Origin of the sequence: Serratia sp. BNK-17, from assembly GCF_048684935.1 — a bacterium.
Classification (GTDB): domain Bacteria; phylum Pseudomonadota; class Gammaproteobacteria; order Enterobacterales; family Enterobacteriaceae; genus Serratia; species Serratia nematodiphila.
The window spans coordinates 3358957-3382131 of the sequence record NZ_JBLQTR010000001.1 but is presented as its reverse complement, the minus strand read 5'-3'; the positions used below and the strand labels follow the sequence as shown (position 1 = coordinate 3382131).

The window sequence follows — 23175 nt, the reverse complement described above, 5'->3', positions numbered from 1 at the left end:
TCGCGCTCGGTAAGTTACGTCTATCCTTTCGCTATGGGTGCCTGCTGCCCATCGTTCGCTGCAGATCGCGGCATGCGCGTTTCTGGCTGTTCGGGTTTCGGTTTATTCCATCGCGCGCTTCCATTCATCATGTTGAATTTCAAAGCAATCTCTCAGCAACAAGGAGTGTTTATATGGCTTACGTCATTACCGACCGAGAAAAACTGCAAGCGATTTGGGAGGCCGCCAAAGCCGGCGACTGGCCGGCCGTGTATGCCGCATCCGTCGATGCGCTCACCGATCCCAACCATGCCAACCAACCCATTGAGGGCGTGGATATCGCGGTGTATACCTGGATCAAAGGCGCCTATGGCGTGAACTCGAATCAGGGGGCGTTTGCCCATTACATTCGCGACCAAACCAAGCTGCAGTATGAGCTGCGCACCGGGCATGTGCCCGATGACTGGGAGGCGCGCATTCAGAATGCCTCCGACAACATCGCCAAAAACTTCGCCAAAACGCTGTTTGGCGTCGATCTGAGCAGCGATCCCAATGCGCCGCTGCCGGATGCCCCGCCCACCAGCGCCAAAGTGCCGGATATTCACGAGGTTGGCCTGATCGACGCCGGTGCGGCGGCGTCCGAAGTGTTCACCGACGCCTCCTCGACCGGTGCCCCCAACTATTCCCCCTGGGCCGGCACCACGCTGTTCTCTTATTTAGGCGACACCTCGTTCTTTACCGAATGGGTGGCGACCAACGACACCTCGGCCTTTAAGGTGGAAGGCGGGACTTACGATCTGATTGCCGCAGCGCAGGTCTCCATGCAGATGAAAAACCTCAGTTACGTGGTTGAAACGCTGCTGGCGGGCGAAGTGCCCACCTATTTGACCACCCTCGGCATTGGCCACGAGACCATCCGCCTGGCCGCCGAGGCGGCGCGTGATTTCTACACTGAGTCCTACGGCAGCAGCGTGACCGGCGGCGGCAGCATTATCCCCGGCAAGCTGGATATCGGCTCGGCGATTTTCAACGACATTGCCGACGTGCTGTCCACGCCTAATCTGTACCGCGTCGGTACGCTGCATGACGACGATTTCACGCTGGCGTTCGGCAATATCGCCGTTAACACCGGCAGCGGCGACGACACCATCAGCGTGCCGCGCGGCTGGCAAAACAACGCCGGCAACTACGGCTGGACGGTGATCGACGGCGGCAGCGGCCACGATACGGTCGATTATTCCAGCCTGTCGCACGGGGTAAACCTGAAGTTTGACGCCCAGGGCAGCTATGGCGGGCGCGGGGTAATCGAGAAAAACGGCATCGGGCTGTATGGCTTCAAGGACGGGCTGTACAACATTGAGGCGGTGAAGCTGACGGACTTTAAGGATAACGTCACCTTTAACGATCGGGTGCTAACGCCGGCCAACGGCCTGGAGGTCAACCTGGGCAAAGGCTCCAGCGAGATTCGCTTCGAGCACGGCTATACCACCGCGCCGGGTGGGAGTGCACCGCAGGATTATCTCGGCGTAAACCTGAGCATGCTGTCCAACGATGTGCCCTTCCCCAACAGCCTGCTGAACATTCCCGTGAAGCAGACCCACAATATCTACATCGACGACAGCTTCGAGCTGGGCTTTTTACAGGCCTCCTCCCTGTCTATCGATAACCACCTGCTGGCCTTCGGCGCCGAAGGATCAAACAGCAGCTTCTCACTGAATTACAACGCGCAAACCCATACGCAGGATCTGTCGATATTCATGCAGGGCGAAAGCGCGCTCAATCAGCACGTCGTCAATATCTACAATTGGGATCAAGGATACTTTGGCATCAATCTGGAGCAGCCGGCCATTCAGCTTGTCGGTTTGCAAACCATTGCCCCGCAAGAGCTGGCAGCCGCCTAAGCGAAGCCCGCCGGGTTTACCGGCGGGCTGTTTACCTGCGGCGCGGCGGCTCACTCCCTGTCACGCTCCGCAATCCGCGCCATCAACGCCCCCAGCAACGCCAGATCGACCAGCAGCGCCAGCGCGAAACAGGCTCCCTTTATCCCCGGCGCGGCATAGGTTTGCACCAGCGAAGCGGCAACCACTACGGCCACGAGAGTCACCACCGTCGTCAAACGGTACGCCACGGCGAGTGCGCCTTTCTCCCCCACTGCCGTGCGGTAGGCGACGCCCTGGCCCAGGCCGCCGAGGGCGAGGCCCGGCAGCAGGGCCGGCCAGCCGTGGCCGCCGAACAGCATCAGCAGCATCAATAGCCATCCCGCCGCCGCCAGTAAAAAGCCGTGGCGGAGAATAGCCAGCGCAGGCCGGTTCCGCAGCGTCCGCCAGCGGGCCAGCGCGGCGCCGCCGAGAAACGCCAGCGCCAATGCCGTCAGCAGCATCAGGGTAGCGCCGATGCCCAGCAGATTTTCGGTCCTCAGCAGCAAGGCGCCCGCTGCGACCGGCACGCTGAGCGCCAGGGTGCTCGCCGCCGTTCCCGTGTGTTCCATGGCGCCCAGGGCGCCGTTGTTGATATAGGGGCTCATCGTTCACTCCGACATGATGGAAATGATGAAATAAATTCATTTCCCTGTTCACATGTCAGTAGCCTATCTCTTGTATAATCGGTAAGACAAACTCATAGTTTTCAGCCTTGGATGAGAATAATTCAGCCATGAGAAAAACCCGTTTGCCGCCGCTGGGCGCGCTGCGCGCTTTCCACGCCGTGGCCGTCTGCCGCAGCTTCAAACTGGCCGCCGAGGAGCTGGGCGTCAGCGCAACGGCGATCAGCCATCAGATCAAGCTGCTGGAGTCGGTGCTGGCATGCCGGGTGTGCGAGCGCAGCGCGCAGGGCGTCAGCCTGACCGAAACCGGCGAGATCCTGTATGCCGGCACCCAGCGCGCCTTCGCCGCGCTGGAGCAGTCCGTCGCCCAAATCACCCGCGCCCGGCAGCCGCCGGCGCTGACCGTCACCACCACCTCCAACTTTCTCACCCACTGGCTGGTGCCGCGCCTGGCGGATTTCAAGGCGGAGTTTCCCGCCATCGATCTGCGCCTGCACACCAGCGTCGAGCGGGTGGATCTCAGCCAGCGCACCGTGGACGTCGCCATCCGCTACCGTGAAACGCCGGAAAGCGATCTGCACTGCACCCTGCTGCATGAGGATCGCTTTATCGTGGTGGCCAGCCCGGCGCTGGCGCTGGAGCGCATCGAAGATTTGCTGCGGGTGACGCTGTTTCACGTGGAGCATCGGCAGGTGCCCGCCGACTCACCGACCTGGGAGAACTGGCGGCGGCGCTACGGGCCGGAAGGATTGAACGTAGAAGCCGGGCTGACCTTCAGCGACGAGACCCATGCGCTGCAGGCGACGGTGGCGGGCCAGGGGGTGGTGATCGCCAGCCGGCTGCTGGCGCGCGATTTGTTGCAGCGCGGCGTGTTGGCGGCGCCGTTCGAGATGTCATTGCCCGGCGCCAACTACTATCTGGTGGCCACCGAAGAGACCGCGCAGCGCCCCGATATCATGGCGCTGCGCGCGTGGCTGCTGCGGCAAATGGCGGCGGGCTAACGGCTCTCGGGGGCGATTTCCCCCAGGCGGATCGCCACGCTGATCGCCTGCGCGGTGGTGGCGGCGCCGAGACGTTGGCGAATGCGCCGCAGGTGGTTTTCCACCGTGCGTTCAGACAGGCCGAGCATCGCGGCGATATCCGCCTGCCGCCGGCCAATGGCGGTCCAGCTCAGCACCTCGCGCTCGCGCGCCGACAGCCGGCCCTCCCGTTCACCAGCAGCAGGTTCGAACAGCCGCCGCGCCGCCAGAAAAGCCGCCGCGCCCACCAGCGACAGCGCCAGCCGCACCGGCGGCGAGGCGTCGATGCGCTCGCCCCCCAGGCTGACCGCCCCCTCCAACCCGGCGGGGCCGAATACCGGGATCTGCACGCCGTGCAGACCGGCGCCGCGCGGCGTGCGCACAATCCGATAGCGCTCGCCCTGCTGCGCCCGGGTTTTGGTCCAGAAGAACGGTTCGGCGGCCCGCAGCATGTGCCGGGTCACCGGGCAGTGCCGCACGTAGGTCAGCGCATCGACCGCCTCCCCCTCACCGAACCAGTCGCCCTCGACCCAATAAATATGCTCGATCCCCGCCTCCGCCGCCGCGGAGGCGGAAAACAGCACAAAGCGGTTGAAACCGAACGGCGCGGCGAAGGCGCGAACCCGCCCCTGAATGGCGGACAAGGTGCGCTCGTGGTCCATCGCCAACGCCGTCTGGAAAGCGCGCTGCGCGATCTCGTCGCTCATCGCGCGGCGACGTCGGCCAGCAGCGTTTCTGCCGCCAGTTTGCCGAGGTTGTTGGAAGCCAGCGGGCTGTCGCCGGTCAGCAGGCGCCGATCTTTATGCACCTTGCCGGTGATGTCGGCATTGACGATCTTAACGCCCAACTCGCGCAGGCGTTCGCCCACCAGCCAGGGCATCGGGCCGGGGATGTAGCCGATATCGATGTTGGCGCCGGTATCGAGCGAATCCGGGAACACGCACATCTCATAGCCGCGATAGAGGAAATCGTCTTTGCTCTCGCCGATGCCCGCCGCCAGCAAACCGGCCGGCCCGTGGCACAGCGAGATCACGTAGCGATCGTGGTCATGCGCCCAGTGCAGCGTCTTTTTCACCTCTTCGCTGAACGGGATATCGTTGAGCACGCCGTGGCCGCCGGGAATGAAAACGCCGAGGTAGTTGCCGCCATCCAGATCCTTCACCACTTCCGTCAGCTTTTTCGGCTGCTTGAGTTGGCTGCGGTACTTCTCGTAGGTGGCCTTGACCGCTGGGTCTTCATGCGGGAACGCCCACATCTCCAGCTTCACCGGATCGCCGGACGGCGTAGCGACGTCGATCTCGAAACCGGCCAGATCCAGGTGATACATCGGCAGCAGCATCTCGACCGGGTGATTGCCGGTGGAGAAGAACTTGCCGTTTTGCATCAGCAGGTAGCGCTCCTGCGAGGCGATCATCAGCACCTTCCACTTGCCGCCGCGATAGGCGTTCGGGTAGCTGGCGCCCGTGAAGTCGGTTTTGGACGAGGTGTACTGGCTGAGGGAGTAAGGGGATGGGAAGAACGCGTTGTCTTCCGCCACATCCGGGGTGGGATTACGATCGTTGGACACTGAATCAGTCATGATTATCTCCATATTCACCGTTGCATTGCCCATTCAGCTTAAATAACCGCCGGCAGGGCCGCAATGAGGGATATCCCTCAAGCAGCGCCCAGGCGGCGGAGTCCCCCTGGGCGCTGTTCTTAGCTGTTCACAAACGCCAGCAGATCGGCGTTGACCTGATCGGCGTGGGTAGTCGGGATGCCGTGCGGCGCGCCCTTGTAGGTATGCAGCGTGCCGTTTTGCACCAGCTTGGCCGAGAGCACACCGGAATCCTGATAAGGCACCACCTGATCGTCGTCGCCGTGGATCACCAGCACCGGAATGGAGATCTTCTTGAGATCTTCGGTGAAATCGGTCTGCGAGAAGGCGACGATGCCGTCATAGTGCGCCTTGGCGCCGCCCATCATGCCCTGGCGCCACCAGTTCCAGATAATGGCCTCCGACGGTTTGGCGCCCGGACGGTTATAGCCGTAGAACGGACCGGCGGGCACGTCGTAATAGAATTGCGCCCGGTTGGCGGCCAGCTGCGCCTGGAAATCATCGAACACCGCTTTGGGGGTGCCCTGCGGATTAGCGTCGGTTTTCACCATCAGCGGCGGCACCGCGCTGATCAACACCGCTTTGGACACCTTGTCCTCGCCGTGGCGCACGATATAGCGCACTACCTCGCCGCCGCCCGTCGAGTGGCCCACGTGCATCGCGCCTTGTACACCCAGGTGTTTCACCACCGCGGCGACATCATCGGCGTAGTGATCCATGTCGTGCCCTTCCGACACCTGGCTGGAGCGGCCGTGGCCGCGGCGATCGTGCGCAACCACGCGGAACCCTTGGTTCACGAAGAACAGCATCTGGGCATCCCAGTCATCGCTGGACAGCGGCCAGCCGTGGTGGAAATAGATAACCTTGCCGTTTTTGGGGCCCCAATCCTTGTAGAAAATCTCGACGCCATCGCTGGTCGTTACATAACCCATGTCGTTTCTCCCATTTACACTATGGTTAAAAAAGAAGGTTTATACTGCGCGCGGCGCCGGGATCTCTGGCTCCCTCATCCCGGCTGGCCGACGATCTTGCGTTGATCGTTTAACGAGTATAGGTTTAAAGCTCACTTTAAGGTCAAACCCAATTCGGCAAACCGCATTCCCGCTTTCGATCGGCATCAGGAGTATTCAAGTGCAAGGAGATGACACCGCCACGACGATGGAGCAACGGCTTGCCGCCCAGCGCCACGCCTTCCTGCGCGACGGCGCGCCGACGATGGATCAGCGCAAGGCCGTCCTGCGCCGCTTGCGGAGCGCCATTCTGGCCCAGCGCGGCGCGCTGGCGGCGGCCGTCAGCGCGGACTTCGGCCACCGCTCGCCTTACGAGACCGACATTTTGGAGATTCTGGTCACCGTGCAGGCGATCGATTACCTGCTGCGCAACCTGAAACGCTTCATGAAACCGGAGCGCCGCCACGTCGCCCTGCCGTACCAGGCTGCGCGCGCCTATGTGCAATATCAGCCCAAGGGCGTGATCGGCGTCATGGCGCCGTGGAACTACCCTTTATCGTTGACCTTCATCCCGCTGGCCACCGCCCTGGCCGCTGGCAACCGCGTGATGCTGAAACCTTCGGAGCTCACGCCGCATACCAGCCAGCTCATCGAGACGATGCTGGCGGCGCAGTTTCCCGCCGACGAGATCGCCGTGGTGACCGGCGGGCCGGAGATCGGAGCCAGATTCAGCGAGCTGGCGTTCGACCATCTGGTGTTCACCGGCAGTACGGCGATCGGCCGTCAGGTCATGCAGGCGGCCGCTAAAAATCTGGTGCCGCTGACGCTCGAGTTGGGCGGCAAAAGCCCTGCCGTCGTGGCGCCCGGCGCGCTCACCGCCAGAATCGTTAACAGCCTGGCGTTCGGCAAGCTGTCGAACGCGGGCCAAACCTGCATCGCGCCCGATTACCTGCTGATCCATCAGAACGATGTGGAGAGCTTCATTGCGCTCTACGACGCGGCGGTCAAAACCTTTTATCCCGACGGGCCAACCGGCAACGACTACGGCGCCATCATCAGCGACAGGCACTATCAGCGTTTGCAAGACCTGCTGGCCGATGCCCTGGCGCGGGGCGCGCAAATCATTCCGGTCGGCCATCGCCCGGACTCGGCGTCTGAACGGCCGAAAACCCTGGCTCCCACGCTGATCGTCGGCACCCTCGACGACAGCCGGATCATGCAAGAAGAGATCTTCGGGCCGCTGCTGCCGGTGCGCACCTACGCCGCCTTTGATGAAACGATCGACGTTATCAACGCCGGGCCGCGCCCGCTGGCGCTGTATTACTTTGGCCCGGCAGGCGCGCAGCAGGATCGGCTGCTGACGCACACCACCTCAGGCAACGTCAGCGTCAACGCCACCCTGCTGCATTTCGCCCAGGACGATCTGCCGTTCGGCGGCATCGGCCCCAGCGGCATGGGGGTCTGTCACGGCATCGAAGGATTTCGGGCGCTGAGCCACGCCAAGGGCGTTTTCATCCAGAGCCGCTGGCACTTTACCGGCCTGCTGCGCGCGCCGTTCGGCAAACTGGCGGACGCGGTGCTCACGTTCATGTTGCGGCGCCGATAAAGTGGTGTGCTGACAATCAATAGCACAGCCATGAATCGCCGCAAGCTATCACAATATTCACTCATTCCTATTTTATCTCTCCGCCGCCGCTGACTAAGCTTAGCCATGAGTCACCCTTTGTCCGTTGGCGACGGGGGTGACGTAAATCGATTGAGTTCAGTTATTTAGCGCAACACCCGACGCAAGCCTTACCCGCATGCCTTGTTAACCGCTCCACGCCCGGCGGCTGGAGCATCTTTACGGAAGCAGAGAGCGCATTATGACAACTGAAAGCAAATGCCCGTTTTCGGGCGGCAAGCAGCCCGCACCGCAGAACGGCCCCACCAATCAGGATTGGTGGCCTAATCAGCTCAGCCTGAAACCGCTGCATCAGCACTCCCCCCTGTCCGATCCGATGGATAAAGACTTCAACTACGCCGATGCCTTCAACAGCCTCGATCTGGCGGCGGTCAAACAGGATCTGCACGCCCTGATGACCGATTCGCAGGAATGGTGGCCGGCGGACTTCGGCCACTACGGCGGCCTGTTCATCCGCATGGCCTGGCACAGCGCCGGCACCTACCGCATCGGCGACGGCCGCGGCGGCGCGGGCGAAGGCCAACAGCGCTTCGCCCCGCTCAACAGCTGGCCGGACAACGTCAGTCTCGACAAGGCGCGCCGCCTGCTGTGGCCAATCAAGCAGAAATACGGCCGCAACATCTCCTGGGCCGATCTGATTATCCTGACCGGCAACGTGGCGCTGGAATCGATGGGCTTCAAAACCTTCGGCTACGCCGGCGGCCGCGCCGACACCTGGGAGCCGGACGACGTCTACTGGGGGTCTGAGAAGATCTGGCTGGAACTGAGCGGCGGGCCGAACAGCCGCTACTCGGGCGACCGCGATCTGGAAAACCCGCTGGCGGCGGTGCAGATGGGCCTGATCTACGTCAACCCGGAAGGCCCGGACGGCAACCCTGATCCGGTGGCCGCCGCGCGCGACATCCGTGAAACCTTCGCCCGCATGGCGATGAACGACGAAGAAACCGTGGCGCTGATCGCCGGCGGCCACACCTTCGGCAAGACCCACGGCGCCGGCCCGGCGTCTCACGTCGGCGCCGATCCGGAAGCGGCCGGACTGGAGTCGCAGGGCCTCGGCTGGCACAGCACCTTCGGCACCGGCGTCGGCAAAGACGCCATCACCAGCGGCCTGGAAGTGACCTGGACCACCACCCCGACTCAGTGGAACCACGACTTCTTCCGCCACCTGTTCGAATACGAATGGGAGCTGAGCCAAAGCCCGGCCGGCGCGCACCAGTGGGTGGCGAAAGACATCGGCGAAACCATTCCCGACGCCTTCGACCCGAACAAGAAGCGCCGCCCGACCATGCTGACCACCGACCTGTCGCTGCGCTTCGATCCGGCCTACGAGAAGATTTCGCGCCGCTTCTATGAGCACCCGGAAGAGCTGGCCGACGCCTTCGCCCGCGCCTGGTTCAAGCTGACCCACCGCGACATGGGGCCGCGCGCGCGCTACCTCGGCCCGGAAGTGCCGCAGGAAGAGCTGATTTGGCAGGATCCGATCCCGGCGGTCGATCATCCGCTGATCGACGAGCAGGACATCGCCGCGCTGAAAAGCAAGGTGCTGGCCTCCGGCCTGCCGGTGTCCGCGCTGGTCTCCACCGCCTGGGCTTCCGCATCGAGCTTCCGCGGTTCCGATAAACGCGGCGGCGCCAACGGCGCGCGCATTCGCCTGGCGCCGCAGAAGGACTGGGCGGTCAACCAACCTGCGCAGCTCGCCGCGACGCTGGCCACGCTGGAAGGCATCCAGCGCGCCTTCAACGATGCGCAAACCGGTGGCAAGCGCGTCTCGCTGGCGGATCTGATCGTGCTGGCCGGCGCGGCGGGCGTGGAACAGGCGGCGAAGAACGCCGGCTTGACCCTGACGGTGCCGTTCGTCCCGGGCCGCATGGACGCCTCGCAGGAACAGACCGACGTGGACTCCTTCGAGGCGATGGAGCCGCTCGCCGACGGATTCCGCAACTTCCTGAAGGGCAAATACCGCGTGCCGGCCGAAACGCTGCTGGTCGACAAGGCACAGCTGTTGACCCTGACCGCGCCGGAAATGACGGTGCTGGTCGGCGGGCTGCGGGTGCTCGGCGCCAACGTTGGCGGCACGCAGCACGGCGTGTTCACCCATCGCCCGCAGGCGCTGACCAACGACTTCTTCGTCAACCTGCTCGACATGGGCACCACCTGGCACCCGGTGGGTGAGGACGGCCTGTTCGAAGGCCGCGATCGCCGCAGCGGCGCGGTCAAATGGACCGGCACCCGCGTCGATCTGGTGTTCGGTTCGCACGCGCAGCTGCGCGCACTGGCCGAAGTCTACGGCAGCGCCGACGGGCAAGAGAAGTTCGCCCATGACTTCGTCGCCGCCTGGAACAAAGTGATGAACCTCGATCGCTTCGATCTGGCGTAAACCCCCCGCAACGGTCTGCTTCGGCAGGCCGTTTTTCCTCCCGAGAGCAACACTGCCTCCGCTCAGCGCCAGCCGTAGCGCACGTCGTTATATTTCTTTTCCCGCTTATTCGTATTTACTCAACAAGTCATATAAAAATTTGATGGGCAGCAATTCTTTTAATGCTGTATTTATATTTAGAGGGCAATGAAGAGCGTAAACTCAGCGCGCTAATACGATATATCCCATCAAGGAGAACACCGTTATGGATTATCCTCAATTCACTTCAACACGCGGCGAGGCGGGCCGTATTATCAGCGCCGTCCCTTAGCGATAGCGGGCCTGCTGGCCCGGCGCCTCACCGTTTACGCCAATAAGAATAAATGTTCTGCGCCTGCGCCATATTCGCCGGGGCGTCAGAACCTCGCCCCTATTTAGCGTTTCATCACGCGCGTTGCGTTTTTAGCTTTTATTTTTCAGCCGACGGGAAAGCTCATAGGAAATAACGTTTCACTCAGGAAAATAACCGCTACCTGGAGGTCATCATGCAACACATTATCGGTATTTCTTCTCGTCGGCTGAGGATATCGGCCCTTGCGCTGCTGCTCCCTGCCGTATCATGGGCGGCCGATACGGCATCTCTCGCCGTGGGGCCGCAATATGACACCACCCATGTCTACGTCGAACGCGGCAAGATGGATGCCTTTGTCGACAGCATCCTGAAAACCTTCGGCGGCACCCGCACCGAACGCGTGCTGGTCAACGTCACGCCCACGCCGAGCGAAACCTATTCCCAGCTGATACTGACGCCGGCCGGCAGCTTCTCGGTGTTCGATTTCAAAACGCCGATCCCGCACCCGTTCGGCGCCGAGCGCAACGGTTTTCTGGTCAGGGATATGGATGCCGCCATTCAACAAGCCAAGGCCGCCGGCGCCGATGTGCTGGTCGCCCCCTTCGACGATCCGATTGGGCGCGACGCGGTGATCCAATGGCCCGGCGGCGTCAACATGCAACTCTATTGGCACACCAAAGCGCCTAACTATAAGCCGCTGCTGAGCGTGCCGGAAAACCGCCTGTATCTCTCCGCTTACCGCGTCGAAGACTTCCTGAAAAGCTATCAGACGTTCTCGCACGGCAAAGTCGTGCGCGACGAGCAGGTCAGCGATGCGGCGATCGGCCGCAACGATAACGGCAAGATCCGCCAGATCGAACTGGACTCGCGTTTTGGCAAAACGCGCATTTTCGTCACCGATGGGCATCTGCCTTATCCGTTCGGCCATGAGCGCACCGGCTATGGCGTCGAGGATCTGCAGGCCACGCTGGCCAAAGCGACGGCCAGCGGCGCGCAGGTGCTGTGGCGTTCGACGGCGGCGGAACACCGCGCCTCGGCGCTGGTGCGTTTCCCCGGCGGCTACATCGCCGAAATTCACCAGACAGCCAAATAAACCCAAGGCGCGCTGCGGCGCGCTTTTTTCTTCGGATATTCATGATGAAACGCACGCTACCCGCACTGTTGCTGTTCTCCACGCTCCCCGCACTGGCGGCGGAGCCCGCCGCTTCCCCCTGGAAAAACATCCCGTTGGGCGATGCGGCCACCTTATCTTTCGACGGTTCACTGCGCGAGCGCTATGAATGGACGGATCAACGGGATCTGAGCGGCGGACGCGACGACACTTTCATGCAGCGCTTGCTGGTTGGCGCGCGCCTCGACTACGGCGACTATTTCGGCGCCTATGTGCAAGTGGGATCGTCGCTGGCCACGCCGCGCGATCGCGGGCGCAAGCCGACCGACGAAGATCATGCCTACCTCGGGCAGGGCTATGTGGATATGAAACTGCCCACTGCCTACGGCCTCGGCACCCTGCGGGTCGGCCGCCAGGAGATTGCGCTGGGCTCGCTGCACTTGCTGGGCACCCGCGACGGCCCCAACGTGCGCCGTTCCTTCGATGCTATCCGCGCCAGCTGGGTCAAGGATAAAAACCGCCTCGACGCCTTTATCGGCCATCCCGTCACCCTTAAAACCGGCAGTTTCGACGACGATACCGACAACAGCCAAAAGGTGTGGGGACTGTACGGCACCACGCCGCTGACGCCGCTGGCTTCTTCGCTCGATCTCTACACCTTTGGCTTTGAGGATAACGACGCCCACTACGCGCAGCTTAGCGGGCAAGAGCGGCGCTATACCGTCGGCGCACGCATCTTCGGCGCAGCGCGGGGGTTCGACTGGGATAATGAAGCTGCCTGGCAGTTCGGCAGCGCAGAACAGCGCGATATCCGCGCCTGGTCGGCGTCGGCGCACGCCGGCTATACGGTGAGCGACTGGCGCTGGCGGCCGCGCTTTGGCGGCAAGATTGGCATCGCCAGCGGCGACAAAAACGGTCACGATGGGCAGCTCAACACCTTCAACGCCATGTACCCCAAGCTGCCCTACCTGACCGAAAACGGGCTGGTGGCGCCGGCTAACCTGATCGCCATCCATCCTTCGGTCACCATTACGCCGTGGCAAACCCTGGCCATCGATTTCAGCTGGGACGCCTTATGGCGGCAACGCCGTGAGGACGCCTTCTATCTCGGACCAATGCGCCCGGTGAAAGGCAGCGAACAGGGATCGCGCTTTATCGGCAACCAGTACCAGGTCGAAACCACCTGGACGCCGAGAAGCGATCTCCAGTTCAAGGTGGCCTATGTCTACTTCGACGTCGGCCACAGCCTGCAGCACCATGCCGGGCTGAAAGATATGAACTTCGTGCTGGCGCAGGGCACCTACAGTTTTTAAGCATCAGGCAAGTTAATCGGTGTACGCGGGCACCCTCAATAATCCCGTATCCGATTAATGACGACAGCCGGCGTGCGGCCGCCTCTATGCGTTACGGCAATGGCGGCTACTCACCGCATTTCACAGATAAAAAGCTGGAAAAACAGAAAGATAAATCAGCAACGCAAATGCCGCGCGCCGATTACAGAGAAATATTAAATAAAGATTTAATTCCAACGAGTTATTTAAACAAGTCTTTTACTCATATCTTATGTAAAAGATTCATATAAGAATAACTAATTAATAAAATAATTGTGTTTATACTGCTTTAACTCAATCGCAGTGCACAATTAATTCCTCACCGTGATTAATGATAAGGATATATTCCGCTTGAACGCAATATTCAAGCCAGACCAAGGAGGCAAGCCAATGATATCACATTAATTATCCCTGATTTTCAAACCTGTGTACGAGCATATAGAGCGTTAGGTGCAATATTGTCAACGTCCAAAGGAGTTTGATATGTCATTAGCTACCGATAAGATTTCCGATTATTTAACCAGTTATGAAAGAGGCGATCACGCGGAGAGCAGTAAACCGTCATATACCACGCAAGAGGTTTCAGATCTGCTGCTGAGAAGCCATTATTCCGCCAATGGCAAAGGCGTGACAGACCATGCGGCTACCTTGACCTACTCTTTCCCCGTCTATACCGGCAGCGACAAGACGGGCGCCGCGCAGCTTACCGCCGCTCAGCAAGCCCAAACCAAGCTTTCATTGCAATCCTGGTCGGATGTGGCCAACATCACGTTCACCGAGGTTAAAGGCAACGACGCGAAAAATGCAGATATAAAGTTTGGTTTTTATAAGGCGGCCAGCGGGGGCAATTACACCTCGTATGAAAGTACGCAGAGCGATCTCAAAAGCACCATTTGGATCAGCGGTAATAACGGCTACGACGCCTCCAATCCGCAAACCAATAACTACGCCAGGGATACGCTTACCCATGAAATAGGGCATGCGTTGGGGCTTTCTCATCCCGGCAATTATGATGCGTCAAATGCCACCTACCCCACCTACGCCAACTCGGCGAAGTATTATGAAGACGACCATCAATATTCTTTGATGAGCTATTTTAACGAACAATACACCAGCGCTGATTATAAAGGCGTTTGGCCATCAGGACCGCAGCTGGATGATATTACCGCCATACAGAAGCTTTACGGCGCGAATACCACCACGCGCACCGGCGATACCACCTATGGTTTCAACTCGAATACGGACAGAGACTTTCTGAGCGTTAAAGCGTCCACGGACAAAATCGTGGCGGCTATCTGGGATGCCGGCGGCAATGACACGCTGGATTTTTCAGGCTACAGCCAGGATCAGCGCATCAACATTAACGAAGGCGCATTCTCTGATGTAGGCGGCTTGAAGGCGAATATAGCCATCGCCTACGGCGCGCAGATTGAAAATATCATCGGCGGCAGCGGTGCCGACATTCTTGTGGGCAACGCGCTGAACAATACGCTAAAAGGCGGTGCAGGCAACGACATCATTTACGGTGCCGGCGGCGCCGATCAGCTTTGGGGCGATGCAGGCGCGGACACCTTCGTCTTCCGCGAAGCCGGCGACAGCCGAGCCACCACGCCGGATTGGATCCGCGATTTCCAGACCGCGGAGGATAAAATCGACCTGTCGTGGCTCAACCAGACGGCTAAGGCCGAAGGGAGCGAGTTGCACTTCGTGGATAGTTTAAGCGGCTCGTTGTATGAAGCGGCGCTGAATTATGACGCGCAGCAGAATGTCACCGATCTGGCCATCAATCTCTCCGGCAATCAACTGCCTGATTTACTTGTAAAAATCGTTGGGCATGTCGACGCTTCCGCCGATATTCTCGTCTAGCCAAGGCAAACCCGCAGTCCGGCCTTCACGCCGGACTGTTTATTTCTTTTCAGGCCTGCCGCTGGCGTTTTTTACGCGGTTCCCACATCCATCGCCAAAGCAGTAAATGGATGTGGGGAGCAACGGAACAACAAACGCACTTAAGCAGTCAATTTAAATGACTATTCATCTATAAATTAGTAAGTTATCACGTCATCGCCAGAAATCATCCGTTCTACTTTCTTGTCTCATCCACCACACAACAAACGATTATCATTATCATTTGATATTTATTCTTGATGCTCACAAACTACTGTTCATACACACAGCCTTCGTGCTTTTTTAACCATCTTCGCCTTAAATGCGCAGCGTCGTTAACTGTCTTTAAGGCGTTACCATGCGCCATTTCCATGGCAGGAACTTATTAATAAACTGAGGAATTATCATGGCTGAACAAAAGAAAAATGCCCAGGTACAGAGTGGCGTCAACGACGACATCACCGAACTTAAATCACTCACCACCCTTCGCAAACGGGTCATCAGCGACGATGAAATCGTCTCCAAATCGGCCAACGGTTTTCGGCTGGCAAATGGCAATACCGGAGTGATGCTGCGTAACGACGGCGAGGCTTTCTACTTACTGACAACTCAGGCTGGGCAAGCTCAAAACGGACAATGGAACACCTCGCGTCCTTTCGCTTTCAGCCTGGCTTCCGGCAGGGTTGCACTCGGCAACGGCGTTGATATTTCCGGTGGTGCGATGGTATCGCATAATGCCGGCATCTCCACCGCGACCACCGGTCCAGCACCACTTATTAATGGGCAAATCTATGATGCGGCTGCCGTACATACCAATTTCACCAGCGGTAACGTCACTACGGCCATGTTGATGGGGTCACGCGTGATCGCCGGCAAAGAGGATTATGGCCTGCTCTCTTACCGCGACTGGCAGGGAAACTGGAACGAACTCCAGGTCAGGCCGAATGCCGAATTGTCAGTAGGACAACTGATTAAGCGTAATGCTAATGGATGGATTTGGGCGGCCGGTAACCAGAATGTAAACAATAATGCAGACCGCATTACCAACGGTATGCATATACAGGGTGCAGGCGACCTGTCAGCCGATTTGTACCACTACGAGCGCATCGGCAAACACCACATGCTCGCGTTGCACGTGGCCAATGGCGGCGCTGATGGTTGGTATGAATTCCGCAATGATGGCCATGCCTACACCAATGGCGCCTGGAACAGCAGCTCAGATGTCCGCATGAAAACCGATATCACAACAATTGACGGCGCATTGGACAAGCTGGCCAATATCGGTGGTTACACTTACCTCAAACAGGGCGTGCCGGAAGCCGGGGTGATTGCACAGGAAGTGGAAGAAATTCTCCCCCAATCTGTGACCCAGACCGAGCTGAAACTCAATGACGGCAGCGTGCTGAAAGACGCCCGCAGCATCAATATCAATGGCGTAGTGGCGTTGCTGGTTGAAGCGCTTAAGGAAGAACGCTCACTGCGCGAAACAGAGCGAGAGGCTTTTGAAAGACGACTGGTTGCTTTGGAAAAAGGCATTGAACGCGCCTGATTAACAATATTGCAGTGGTTTGCACTGAATACCTCTCAGCGCCTTTACAGGCGAGTACCGCGCTTACAATACGATGACGAAAAGGAACTCAATGATGAATGGATTTAATTACGGTGATGGTAAAGGAAGGAAACGTCAAGGCGGTGTAAATGCAGAAGCTGCTTCCCGGTTCAGTAATGTCTGCGTTATTCGCAGCTCGGTAGCGCATCGATTACATCGTTCTATTTGAAGAGGGATCGGATTATGACACGATATGAAGATACAACGCAGTATGAACGCGATGTAATGACTTCAATGGGATACAACTGGAATGGACATGGGTGGCAACGAGGGTTTGACTTATCAGATAACAATATGGTTGTAGAAGCATGGGTTGGCGAGGGTTTACCTGATAGACAGAAGGAATTAAGTAGTATTACCCATATCTGGGATCAAAAAATTTCCGATATTAATAAACCGATAAGTGCTTTTGATCCTGAAGATGATGATATCACGCCATTCAGTAATGAAGCAAAAGAGAGTTACCGTGAGGATTCAGATGCAGCCATTCAGTTTGCAGCTAATAAAGCAAATGAAATTGACAACCAAATTAAAGAAATTCAAAAGGATATTGACGCATTAAGCAAGAAAGCTGAAAGTAGTCAACTGACTGAGTTCGAGAAAGCAAACCTAAAAGTAATTATTAGCAAGTTAAAGGTAAGTAAAGAGCGCCTTACCATACTTCGAAATGAAGCTAATAAACGAAAAGTACATCAGGAATATTTAAAGCTGAATAATGAAGACTGGTTCTTCTCTAGAGAAAAGCCCACCTCCTGGGTTAGGGAGCAGCAATCATTAAACAGAAAGGAAATGGGTAAAAAACTGGAAGAAGAGAAGAGAATACAATCAGAAATTGACGCAGCCAAACAAAATATTGAACATTTAGAAAGTGAACAGCGTGAGAAGGAAGAGGAGGTCCGCAAAGCTGAGGAAGCCCGTAAGGCAGAGGAAGCCCGCAAAGCCGAAGAGGCCCGCAAAGCTGAGGCTGTACGGAAAGCGCTGTTCGCCAAAGCCGGCGTACTGGACGCCCCGGTCTATACACCCGGCATGATAAAAGCGGCCAATGCCGCGATGGCCACGGCCGGGGTCATGGTGCTCAACCGCGCGGGCGGTATGGTACAATTATCGACATGGATCAACAGCGTGATGACCAGCGCCAGTGAGCTGGCCGGCTGGGTATCCGGTGGAGTGTGGCGCGGCGCCGTCGAAGTTTCCCGGGTTGCCACGCTCAGTGCGGTAGCTCCGGCAGTCGGCGCCTTCGTTGTCGGATTCTGGCCGGGGAAAGCCGGTGAAAGTCAGAGCGATATTGATAAATTGTTGGGTCGTGATTTGACACAGATGTTTACCGTTCCGGCCAGCCTGGTTGCCGCAGGGAAAACACAGATTCAGCCGGAAATGACCACGGTCGATTTGCCGGTGCGCGGGTTTATTCGCCGGGGGAATAACGGTCAGCAAGAGGTAATACTGGTCAAAACAGGAACGGGCGGCGTCTCCGCTACCGTGCCGGTGTATCGGCCGGTTCGCGATGAAAAAACCGGTCTGGACCGGATCACCTTGCCGGCGGTGGCCGGTGCGCCGGGGCGAACCATTTTGATAAACCCGGGCGCTGCCCCGTCGGGGCCGTGGCATACCGGCAATCCTGCGCCTGCAGCGCCGGTAACGCCGGTGCATACCGGTACGGAGATAAAGCAGGCCGACAGTATCGTCACGACGACGTTCCCTGCAGATGACATGCCACTGCAGGATTTTATCTACTGGCAGCCTGATGCAACGGGGACCGGCGTTGAGCCTGTCTATGTCATGCTCAGTGGTATCTATGGTGAAACCAACGCTAAAGGGCAATACAGTGGTCGCGACTACAACACGGACAAGGCCGGTGGCCCAATTCAGAATCTGGACTGGAAAACCGCCACCATTGACCGTGCCGGCGTGGACAAGGTGAAGCTGCATACCGGGCGGTTTGGCGAATCTCCCGATAACAAGGTGATGATTGACCGCCTGGAAAAAATCCTGAAGGGAGAAGTACAGCCCACCGATACCGACAAGCGTTTTTACACCCACGAAATCAGGGAATTGGAGCGTTATAGAGCAGTTGGTGTTCCTGATGGAATATCACCTGATGACGATGGTGCTACGTGGAATAACACTCATACGGCGACGTTGGAAGATTACAAATTAAGTAGCGATCGCTCTCTGTTATATACACCAGAAGCATTAAAAGCTGGTGATGAATAAATCTAGAGGTTATATATGATTGATTTTAAACCTATGTTTGAAAATGAACAAATCCGAGACATAGTTTTATTCTTGTCGGGACGAAAAGAAAACGGGATATCTCATCCTCAATTAGATGGGTATTGCACTATGTATGGTAATAAACGCATATCAAACATTGAACTGATTTCATTAGTGAAAAGTATGCGAGAAAAAGGGGATGTATCATCTAATGGAAAAGGTGGCTATAAAAAAGGTCCAAACTGGAAAGAACCCGCATTCGTAACCGAGAAAAAATACGGTATTGAGTAATTACCAGTGCCTTCCATAAGTGCGTTTTAAGCAGCGTCCAACAAACGAGAGTTTGTTGGACGTTTTCGTTGATGGCTAATTCCACGCCAGATTGGTTTTCAGTCCAGCCCAAGGTCAGAAAACAACGGTTTTGGCTCCGTTGCTCCCCCCAAATCGCGCAGACGAGCTCACACCGCTGCCAGCTCCGCCGCCAGGGTGGCGACCAGCTGCGCCGCCGGCATCGGCCGCGCCAGGCCGACACCCTGCCCGGCCCACAGCGACATAAACTCCCCGCGCCCGGCCTTGGCCGCCGCCTGGCGGATATCGCCGGTGAGCGCGTTCTGCACCGGATAAGGCAGGATCTGCGCCTCTTCCGCGCGCATCTGCCGCATGAAATCATTGACGATGCCGCGCGCCGGGCGGCCGCTGAAGGCGCGCGTCAGGCGCGTGCTGTCATCGCCGGCGTTGCTCAGCGCCGCCCGCCAGGCTTCGGCGATGCCCGACTCCGGGCTGCACAGAAACGCGGTGCCGAGCTGCGCCGCCTGCGCGCCCAGCAATTGCGCCGCCGCGATGCCACGCCCGTTCATGATGCCGCCTGCAGCGATCACCGGGATTTTCACCGCCGCCGCCACCTGCGGCAGCAGGGCCATCAGCCCGACGCAGGATTGTTCGATATCGCCGAGGAAGGTCGGGCGGTGGCCGCCCGCCTCCGAGCCTGAGACGCAAACGAAGTCGGCGCCCGCCTCTTCCCAGGCGCGGGCTTCCGCCACCGTGGTGGCGGTGCCGATCACCCGTGAACCGGCCTTCTTGAACTGCGTGACCGTGGCGCGCGGCAGCACACCGAAGGTGAAGCTGACCACCGGCGGCGCAGCCTCCAGCAAGGCTGCGATCTGGTCGCGGTTGTTTTCGGCGAATTGAGTGGGGAGCGGCGGCTCGCTCAGCCCCAGCGCTTCGCGGAACGGCCGCAACAGGTGCTGGGCGCGCTTCAGTTCGGCGAGATCCGGGTGCTGCTCATTGAGCAGAAACAGATTGATGTTGAACGGCGCGGCGGTCTGCGCGCGGATCTGCTGCACACGTTCGAGGATCAGCGCCGGTGAAAACAGCGCCGCCGCGCACGATCCCAGCGCCCCGGCGTTGCTCACCGCCACCGCCAACGCCGGCGGTGACGCGCCGTTCATCGGCCCCTGAACGATCGGATAGCGCAGCCCAAGCTCGCGGGCAAAAGCAGAAGGTGCCGTCATCAATGTGTCTCCCTGTACTGACTACATTCGTCTTACGGCGGCCGCGCCGCCGAACCGACCAAAAGCATAGCACCTTCTCACCGCCTGGCCGTGCAGTTAATGCTTCACCTTCCGCCTGTCCAACGACAGGAAGTGATGCACCACCGGTTTCTCCGGGCCAATATGGAAGCGCAGCGCCTCCTGCTGCAGATCGGCGTCGGCGTGCGACACCCGCTGGTGCTGCCGAAGATGCTCCGCCCAGGACTCCACCAGGAACCACTCCATGATGCATTCCGGATCGCCGGTATGCTCGGTGATACCCCAGGCGTAAGCGCCATCGCGGCGGCGCGCCCGCTCCAGCATCAGCAGCGTGCGCAAGAACTGCGGGCGATCCTGTTCGCGGATGCGGTACTCCACCTGAATCATTACCGGGCCGCGATCGTTTTCGACCGGCGTGTTGACCAACGGTTCCGGCCAATGGTTCGACGGCTGCAGATCGGCCTCACCGGTCGGCAGACGCAGGCGGTGGAACAACAGCCCCGCCGCCAACAGGCCGACGCCGCCGACCAGCAGCGTGGCGGCCACGCCCAGCTCCTGCGCCACCAGCCCCCACAGCAGGCTGCCCGCCGCCATCGCGCCGTTGAACACCATCAGGTAGATGGCCAGGCCGCGGCCGCGCACCCAGTTGGGCAGCACGCCCTGCGCCGCACCGTTGAGCGTGGTCAACGCGATAATCCAGCCTGCGCCCAGCACCAACAGCAGCACCACCGCCAGCCACTGCGGCGGCGCCAGCGACAGGGCCGCCATCACCGCCGCCGTCAACACCGCCGCCAGCAACACCAGCCCGTCGGCATTCAGCCGCTGACGCAGGCGCGGCAGCACAATTGCCCCGAGGATCGCCCCGGCGCCCACCGCCCCCAGCAAAACGCCGTAAAAGCCGGCGCTGCCGCCCAGCATGCGGCGCGCCACCAGCGGCAACAGCGCCCAGACCGAGCTGGAGAAGGCGAAAAATACCGCCGCCCGCAGCAGCACCACGTGCAACTCGCGGCTGGAGCGGGCATAGCGCAGGCCGGCGCGGAAGGCGCCGAAGAAGTGTTCCGACAGGCCGCTGTCCTCAACCTTCGGCCGCTTCCACCACAGCAGCGCCGCGATCACCAGCACATAGCTCATCACGTCCGCGCCGTAGGCCGCGCCGGCGCCGAAGCTGGCCAGCAGCAGCCCCCCGGCCGCCGGGCCGATGGAGCGAGCGATGTTGATGCCCAGCGAGTTCAGCGCCACGGCGTTTTTCAGCTCGGCGCGCGGCACCAGCTCCGGCACGATCGCCTGCCAGGTCGGCCCCATCAGCGCCGCGCCGATGCCGCCGACGAAGGTCAGCGCCAGCAGGTATTCCACCGTCAGCGCGCCGGTCTGCGACAGCACCAGCAGGCTGCCGCTGACGCAGGCCAGCAGAATTTGCACGAAGATCAGAAAGCGTCGCCGATCGAGAATGTCCGACAGCACCCCGGCCGGGATCGCCAGCAGGAACACCGGCAGCGTAGCGGCGGTTTGCATCAGCGCCACCGCCGAAGGGTTGCTCGACAGGTCAGTGATCAACCACGAGCTGGCGACGTCGCGCATAAAGCTGCCGACGTTGCCGAGCACCGTCGCGCCCCACAGCACCGCAAATAATGGGATTTTCAGCGGCGCGAAGCCGCCCGCCGCCGCCTTGTTTTCCGTCTGCTCAGCCATCTGTTCGCTCCTTCAAATCGTTAAATGCCACCAGCAACAGCGCGCCGGCCAGCCCAAGGTGTTCAAAAAATCCGTTCATCATCTGGCCGCGCTCCGCCCCGTCGAACTGCCAGAACGGATTGGCCATCAGCGTCGCCATCAGGGTAAAACCGGCCAGCGCCAGCGCGCCGAGCCAGCGATAAAAGCCGCTCAGGATCAGCGCCGACGCCGCCAGTTCGAACAGCGTCACCAGCACGGCGAACAGCGCCGCCGGCTGCAGGCCGAAGTGGCTCATCTCGGCGACCGCGCCTTCGACGTTCAGCGCTTTGACCAACCCGCCCTGAATATAGGCGGCGCAAATGGCGAGCAGCAGCAGCCAGCGCACCACAGGCGCATGCAGCCGCTGTGCGCAGCGGGCGGCGATAGCAGTCAGGTTCATCGCGCCCCCTTAAAACGGCGAATTTTGGATGAAGGCCAGCAGATCGGCGTTGAAGCGATCGGGATCGATCTGCGCCAAACCGTGCGAACCGCCGGCGTAAACATTCAGCTCCGCCTGTTGCATAAGCTTAGCGGCTTTCAGCGCCGAGGCGCCGATCGGCACGATCTGATCGGCGTCGCCGTGCACCAGCAGCGTCGGCTTGTCGATCGCCAGCAGGTCGGCGGTGTAATCCACTTCGGAGAACGCGCGCACACACTCGTACTGCCCTTTCACGCCGCCCTGCATGCCCATCAGCCAGAAGTGGTCGATCAGCCCCGCATTGCTCTCCACCTCGTCGCAGTGGAGGCCATAGAACGGCACCGCCAAATCTTTGAAGAACTGCGAGCGGTTGCCCGCCACGCCGCTGCGAATGCCGTCGAAGGCCGCCATCTGCGTACCCTCAGGGTTGACCGGCGTTTGCAGCATCAGCGGCGGTACGGCGCCGACCAGCACCACCTTCGCCACCCGATCGCTGCCGTGACGGCCGATGTAGCGCGCCACTTCGCCGCCGCCGGTGGAATGGCCGACCAGGATCAGATCGCGCAGATCCAGCGTTTCGATCAGCAGGGCCAGATCGTCAGCGTATTGGTTGATGTCGTTGCCGTGCCAGGTTTGCTCCGAACGGCCGTGGCCGCGGCGATCGTGGGCGATCACGCGGAATCCGCTCTGGCCGAAAAACAGCATCTGGTTGTCCCAGGCGTCGGCGGACAGCGGCCAACCGTGGGAGAACAGGATCGGCTGGCCGCGGCCCCAATCCTTATAGAAAATGCGTGCGCCATCGGGCGCGGTAAGGGTGCTCATGGCGTGTTCCCCGCTCGGTATCGAATTGGATTTTGTACGGGTTAACAGTACGGCAGGCGTAAAGGCAGTGA

The 23175-nt window shown here is 59.7% G+C and carries 18 protein-coding genes; 10 read left to right on the top strand and 8 right to left on the bottom strand.

Annotated features, from left to right (window positions below; genetic code table 11):
- Positions 1-173: 173 nt before the first annotated feature.
- On the top strand, positions 174-1880 hold the full coding sequence (locus ACMGF7_RS16035; RefSeq protein WP_004928658.1) for a hypothetical protein: 1707 nt from the start codon (positions 174-176) through the stop codon (positions 1878-1880).
- Positions 1881-1930: 50 nt separating this feature from the next.
- Here ACMGF7_RS16035 and ACMGF7_RS16030 read toward each other — a convergent pair whose 3' ends face one another.
- On the bottom strand, positions 1931-2503 hold the full coding sequence (locus ACMGF7_RS16030) for a hypothetical protein (RefSeq protein WP_049242427.1): 573 nt from the start codon (positions 2501-2503) through the stop codon (positions 1931-1933).
- Positions 2504-2631: 128 nt separating this feature from the next.
- Here ACMGF7_RS16030 and ACMGF7_RS16025 point away from each other — a divergent pair, with 128 nt between their 5' ends.
- Positions 2632-3522: a LysR substrate-binding domain-containing protein gene (locus tag ACMGF7_RS16025; protein WP_197763402.1), complete on the top strand. Its 891-nt coding sequence runs from the start codon at positions 2632-2634 to the stop codon at positions 3520-3522.
- On the opposite strand, the gene ACMGF7_RS16020 is transcribed toward ACMGF7_RS16025, so the two are convergent.
- The 3 genes from ACMGF7_RS16020 to ACMGF7_RS16010 form a co-directional block, all read right to left on the bottom strand.
- The gene (locus ACMGF7_RS16020; RefSeq protein ID WP_197763400.1) at positions 3519-4247 is read right to left on the bottom strand and encodes a PA1136 family autoinducer-binding transcriptional regulator; all 729 of its coding nucleotides are present in this window, start codon (positions 4245-4247) and stop codon (positions 3519-3521) included. The two genes, ACMGF7_RS16025 and ACMGF7_RS16020, sit on opposite strands and share 4 nt — an antisense overlap.
- Positions 4244-5119 (bottom strand): glyoxalase III HchA, encoded by an 876-nt coding sequence (gene hchA, locus ACMGF7_RS16015; protein WP_197798987.1) that lies wholly within the window; start codon positions 5117-5119, stop codon positions 4244-4246. The genes ACMGF7_RS16020 and hchA overlap by 4 nt, the downstream gene beginning before the upstream one ends.
- A gap of 119 nt (positions 5120-5238) precedes the next feature.
- A complete protein-coding gene (locus tag ACMGF7_RS16010; RefSeq protein ID WP_049242437.1) occupies positions 5239-6069 on the bottom strand; it encodes an alpha/beta fold hydrolase in 831 nt (276 codons plus the stop codon).
- A gap of 199 nt (positions 6070-6268) precedes the next feature.
- Here ACMGF7_RS16010 and ACMGF7_RS16005 point away from each other — a divergent pair, with 199 nt between their 5' ends.
- The 8 genes from ACMGF7_RS16005 to ACMGF7_RS15970 all read left to right on the top strand — a co-directional run bounded on the left by ACMGF7_RS16005 (position 6269) and on the right by ACMGF7_RS15970 (position 18919).
- On the top strand, positions 6269-7693 hold the full coding sequence (locus ACMGF7_RS16005) for a coniferyl aldehyde dehydrogenase (protein WP_420286514.1): 1425 nt from the start codon (positions 6269-6271) through the stop codon (positions 7691-7693).
- Positions 7694-7952: 259 nt separating this feature from the next.
- A complete protein-coding gene (katG, locus tag ACMGF7_RS16000) occupies positions 7953-10148 on the top strand; it encodes a catalase/peroxidase HPI (RefSeq protein ID WP_049242443.1) in 2196 nt (731 codons plus the stop codon).
- A gap of 524 nt (positions 10149-10672) precedes the next feature.
- On the top strand, positions 10673-11572 hold the full coding sequence (locus tag ACMGF7_RS15995; RefSeq protein ID WP_420286513.1) for a VOC family protein: 900 nt from the start codon (positions 10673-10675) through the stop codon (positions 11570-11572).
- 41 nt (positions 11573-11613) lie between these two features.
- Positions 11614-12903 (top strand): alginate export family protein, encoded by a 1290-nt coding sequence (locus ACMGF7_RS15990; RefSeq protein WP_049242447.1) that lies wholly within the window; start codon positions 11614-11616, stop codon positions 12901-12903.
- A 501-nt stretch (positions 12904-13404) separates the two neighbouring features.
- A complete protein-coding gene (locus tag ACMGF7_RS15985) occupies positions 13405-14787 on the top strand; it encodes a serralysin family metalloprotease (RefSeq protein WP_273890010.1) in 1383 nt (460 codons plus the stop codon).
- Between the two features lie 424 nt (positions 14788-15211).
- Positions 15212-16354 (top strand): tail fiber domain-containing protein, encoded by a 1143-nt coding sequence (locus ACMGF7_RS15980; protein WP_049242452.1) that lies wholly within the window; start codon positions 15212-15214, stop codon positions 16352-16354.
- 243 nt (positions 16355-16597) lie between these two features.
- Positions 16598-18628, top strand: coding sequence for an S-type pyocin domain-containing protein (locus tag ACMGF7_RS15975; RefSeq protein WP_239504334.1), 2031 nt, complete (start codon positions 16598-16600; stop codon positions 18626-18628).
- A 15-nt stretch (positions 18629-18643) separates the two neighbouring features.
- Positions 18644-18919, top strand: a complete 276-nt coding sequence (locus ACMGF7_RS15970; RefSeq protein WP_072265420.1) for a hypothetical protein — start codon at positions 18644-18646, stop codon at positions 18917-18919.
- Positions 18920-19086: 167 nt separating this feature from the next.
- On the opposite strand, the gene ACMGF7_RS15965 is transcribed toward ACMGF7_RS15970, so the two are convergent.
- The 4 genes from ACMGF7_RS15965 to ACMGF7_RS15950 all read right to left on the bottom strand — a co-directional run bounded on the left by ACMGF7_RS15965 (position 19087) and on the right by ACMGF7_RS15950 (position 23104).
- Positions 19087-20139: an NAD(P)H-dependent flavin oxidoreductase gene (locus tag ACMGF7_RS15965; RefSeq protein WP_332069953.1), complete on the bottom strand. Its 1053-nt coding sequence runs from the start codon at positions 20137-20139 to the stop codon at positions 19087-19089.
- A gap of 96 nt (positions 20140-20235) precedes the next feature.
- Positions 20236-21846 (bottom strand): MFS transporter, encoded by a 1611-nt coding sequence (locus tag ACMGF7_RS15960; protein ID WP_273874366.1) that lies wholly within the window; start codon positions 21844-21846, stop codon positions 20236-20238.
- Positions 21839-22264, bottom strand: coding sequence for a DoxX family protein (locus ACMGF7_RS15955; protein WP_049242458.1), 426 nt, complete (start codon positions 22262-22264; stop codon positions 21839-21841). Before ACMGF7_RS15955 ends, ACMGF7_RS15960 begins: the two co-directional genes overlap by 8 nt.
- A 9-nt stretch (positions 22265-22273) precedes the next feature.
- Entirely contained in the window at positions 22274-23104 is an 831-nt protein-coding gene (locus tag ACMGF7_RS15950; RefSeq protein WP_420286512.1) for an alpha/beta fold hydrolase, read from the bottom strand.
- Positions 23105-23175 lie beyond the last annotated feature (71 nt).

What these genes read in the sequence shown, in the direction of transcription:
- ACMGF7_RS15970 (WP_072265420.1), top strand. Translation starts at nt 18,644, where the DNA reads ATGATTGATTTTAAACCTATGTTTGAAAATGAACAAATCCGAGACATA.
- ACMGF7_RS15960 (WP_273874366.1), bottom strand. Translation starts at nt 21,846, where the DNA reads ATGGCTGAGCAGACGGAAAACAAGGCGGCGGCGGGCGGCTTCGCGCCG.
- ACMGF7_RS16010 (WP_049242437.1), bottom strand. Translation starts at nt 6,069, where the DNA reads ATGGGTTATGTAACGACCAGCGATGGCGTCGAGATTTTCTACAAGGAT.
- ACMGF7_RS16025 (WP_197763402.1), top strand. Translation starts at nt 2,632, where the DNA reads ATGAGAAAAACCCGTTTGCCGCCGCTGGGCGCGCTGCGCGCTTTCCAC.
- ACMGF7_RS15995 (WP_420286513.1), top strand. Translation starts at nt 10,673, where the DNA reads ATGCAACACATTATCGGTATTTCTTCTCGTCGGCTGAGGATATCGGCC.
- ACMGF7_RS16030 (WP_049242427.1), bottom strand. Translation starts at nt 2,503, where the DNA reads ATGAGCCCCTATATCAACAACGGCGCCCTGGGCGCCATGGAACACACG.
- ACMGF7_RS15990 (WP_049242447.1), top strand. Translation starts at nt 11,614, where the DNA reads ATGATGAAACGCACGCTACCCGCACTGTTGCTGTTCTCCACGCTCCCC.
- ACMGF7_RS16035 (WP_004928658.1), top strand. Translation starts at nt 174, where the DNA reads ATGGCTTACGTCATTACCGACCGAGAAAAACTGCAAGCGATTTGGGAG.
- ACMGF7_RS15980 (WP_049242452.1), top strand. Translation starts at nt 15,212, where the DNA reads ATGGCTGAACAAAAGAAAAATGCCCAGGTACAGAGTGGCGTCAACGAC.
- ACMGF7_RS15975 (WP_239504334.1), top strand. Translation starts at nt 16,598, where the DNA reads ATGACACGATATGAAGATACAACGCAGTATGAACGCGATGTAATGACT.
- hchA (WP_197798987.1), bottom strand. Translation starts at nt 5,119, where the DNA reads ATGACTGATTCAGTGTCCAACGATCGTAATCCCACCCCGGATGTGGCG.
- ACMGF7_RS15955 (WP_049242458.1), bottom strand. Translation starts at nt 22,264, where the DNA reads ATGAACCTGACTGCTATCGCCGCCCGCTGCGCACAGCGGCTGCATGCG.
- ACMGF7_RS15965 (WP_332069953.1), bottom strand. Translation starts at nt 20,139, where the DNA reads ATGACGGCACCTTCTGCTTTTGCCCGCGAGCTTGGGCTGCGCTATCCG.
- ACMGF7_RS16020 (WP_197763400.1), bottom strand. Translation starts at nt 4,247, where the DNA reads ATGAGCGACGAGATCGCGCAGCGCGCTTTCCAGACGGCGTTGGCGATG.
- ACMGF7_RS15985 (WP_273890010.1), top strand. Translation starts at nt 13,405, where the DNA reads ATGTCATTAGCTACCGATAAGATTTCCGATTATTTAACCAGTTATGAA.
- ACMGF7_RS15950 (WP_420286512.1), bottom strand. Translation starts at nt 23,104, where the DNA reads ATGAGCACCCTTACCGCGCCCGATGGCGCACGCATTTTCTATAAGGAT.
- katG (WP_049242443.1), top strand. Translation starts at nt 7,953, where the DNA reads ATGACAACTGAAAGCAAATGCCCGTTTTCGGGCGGCAAGCAGCCCGCA.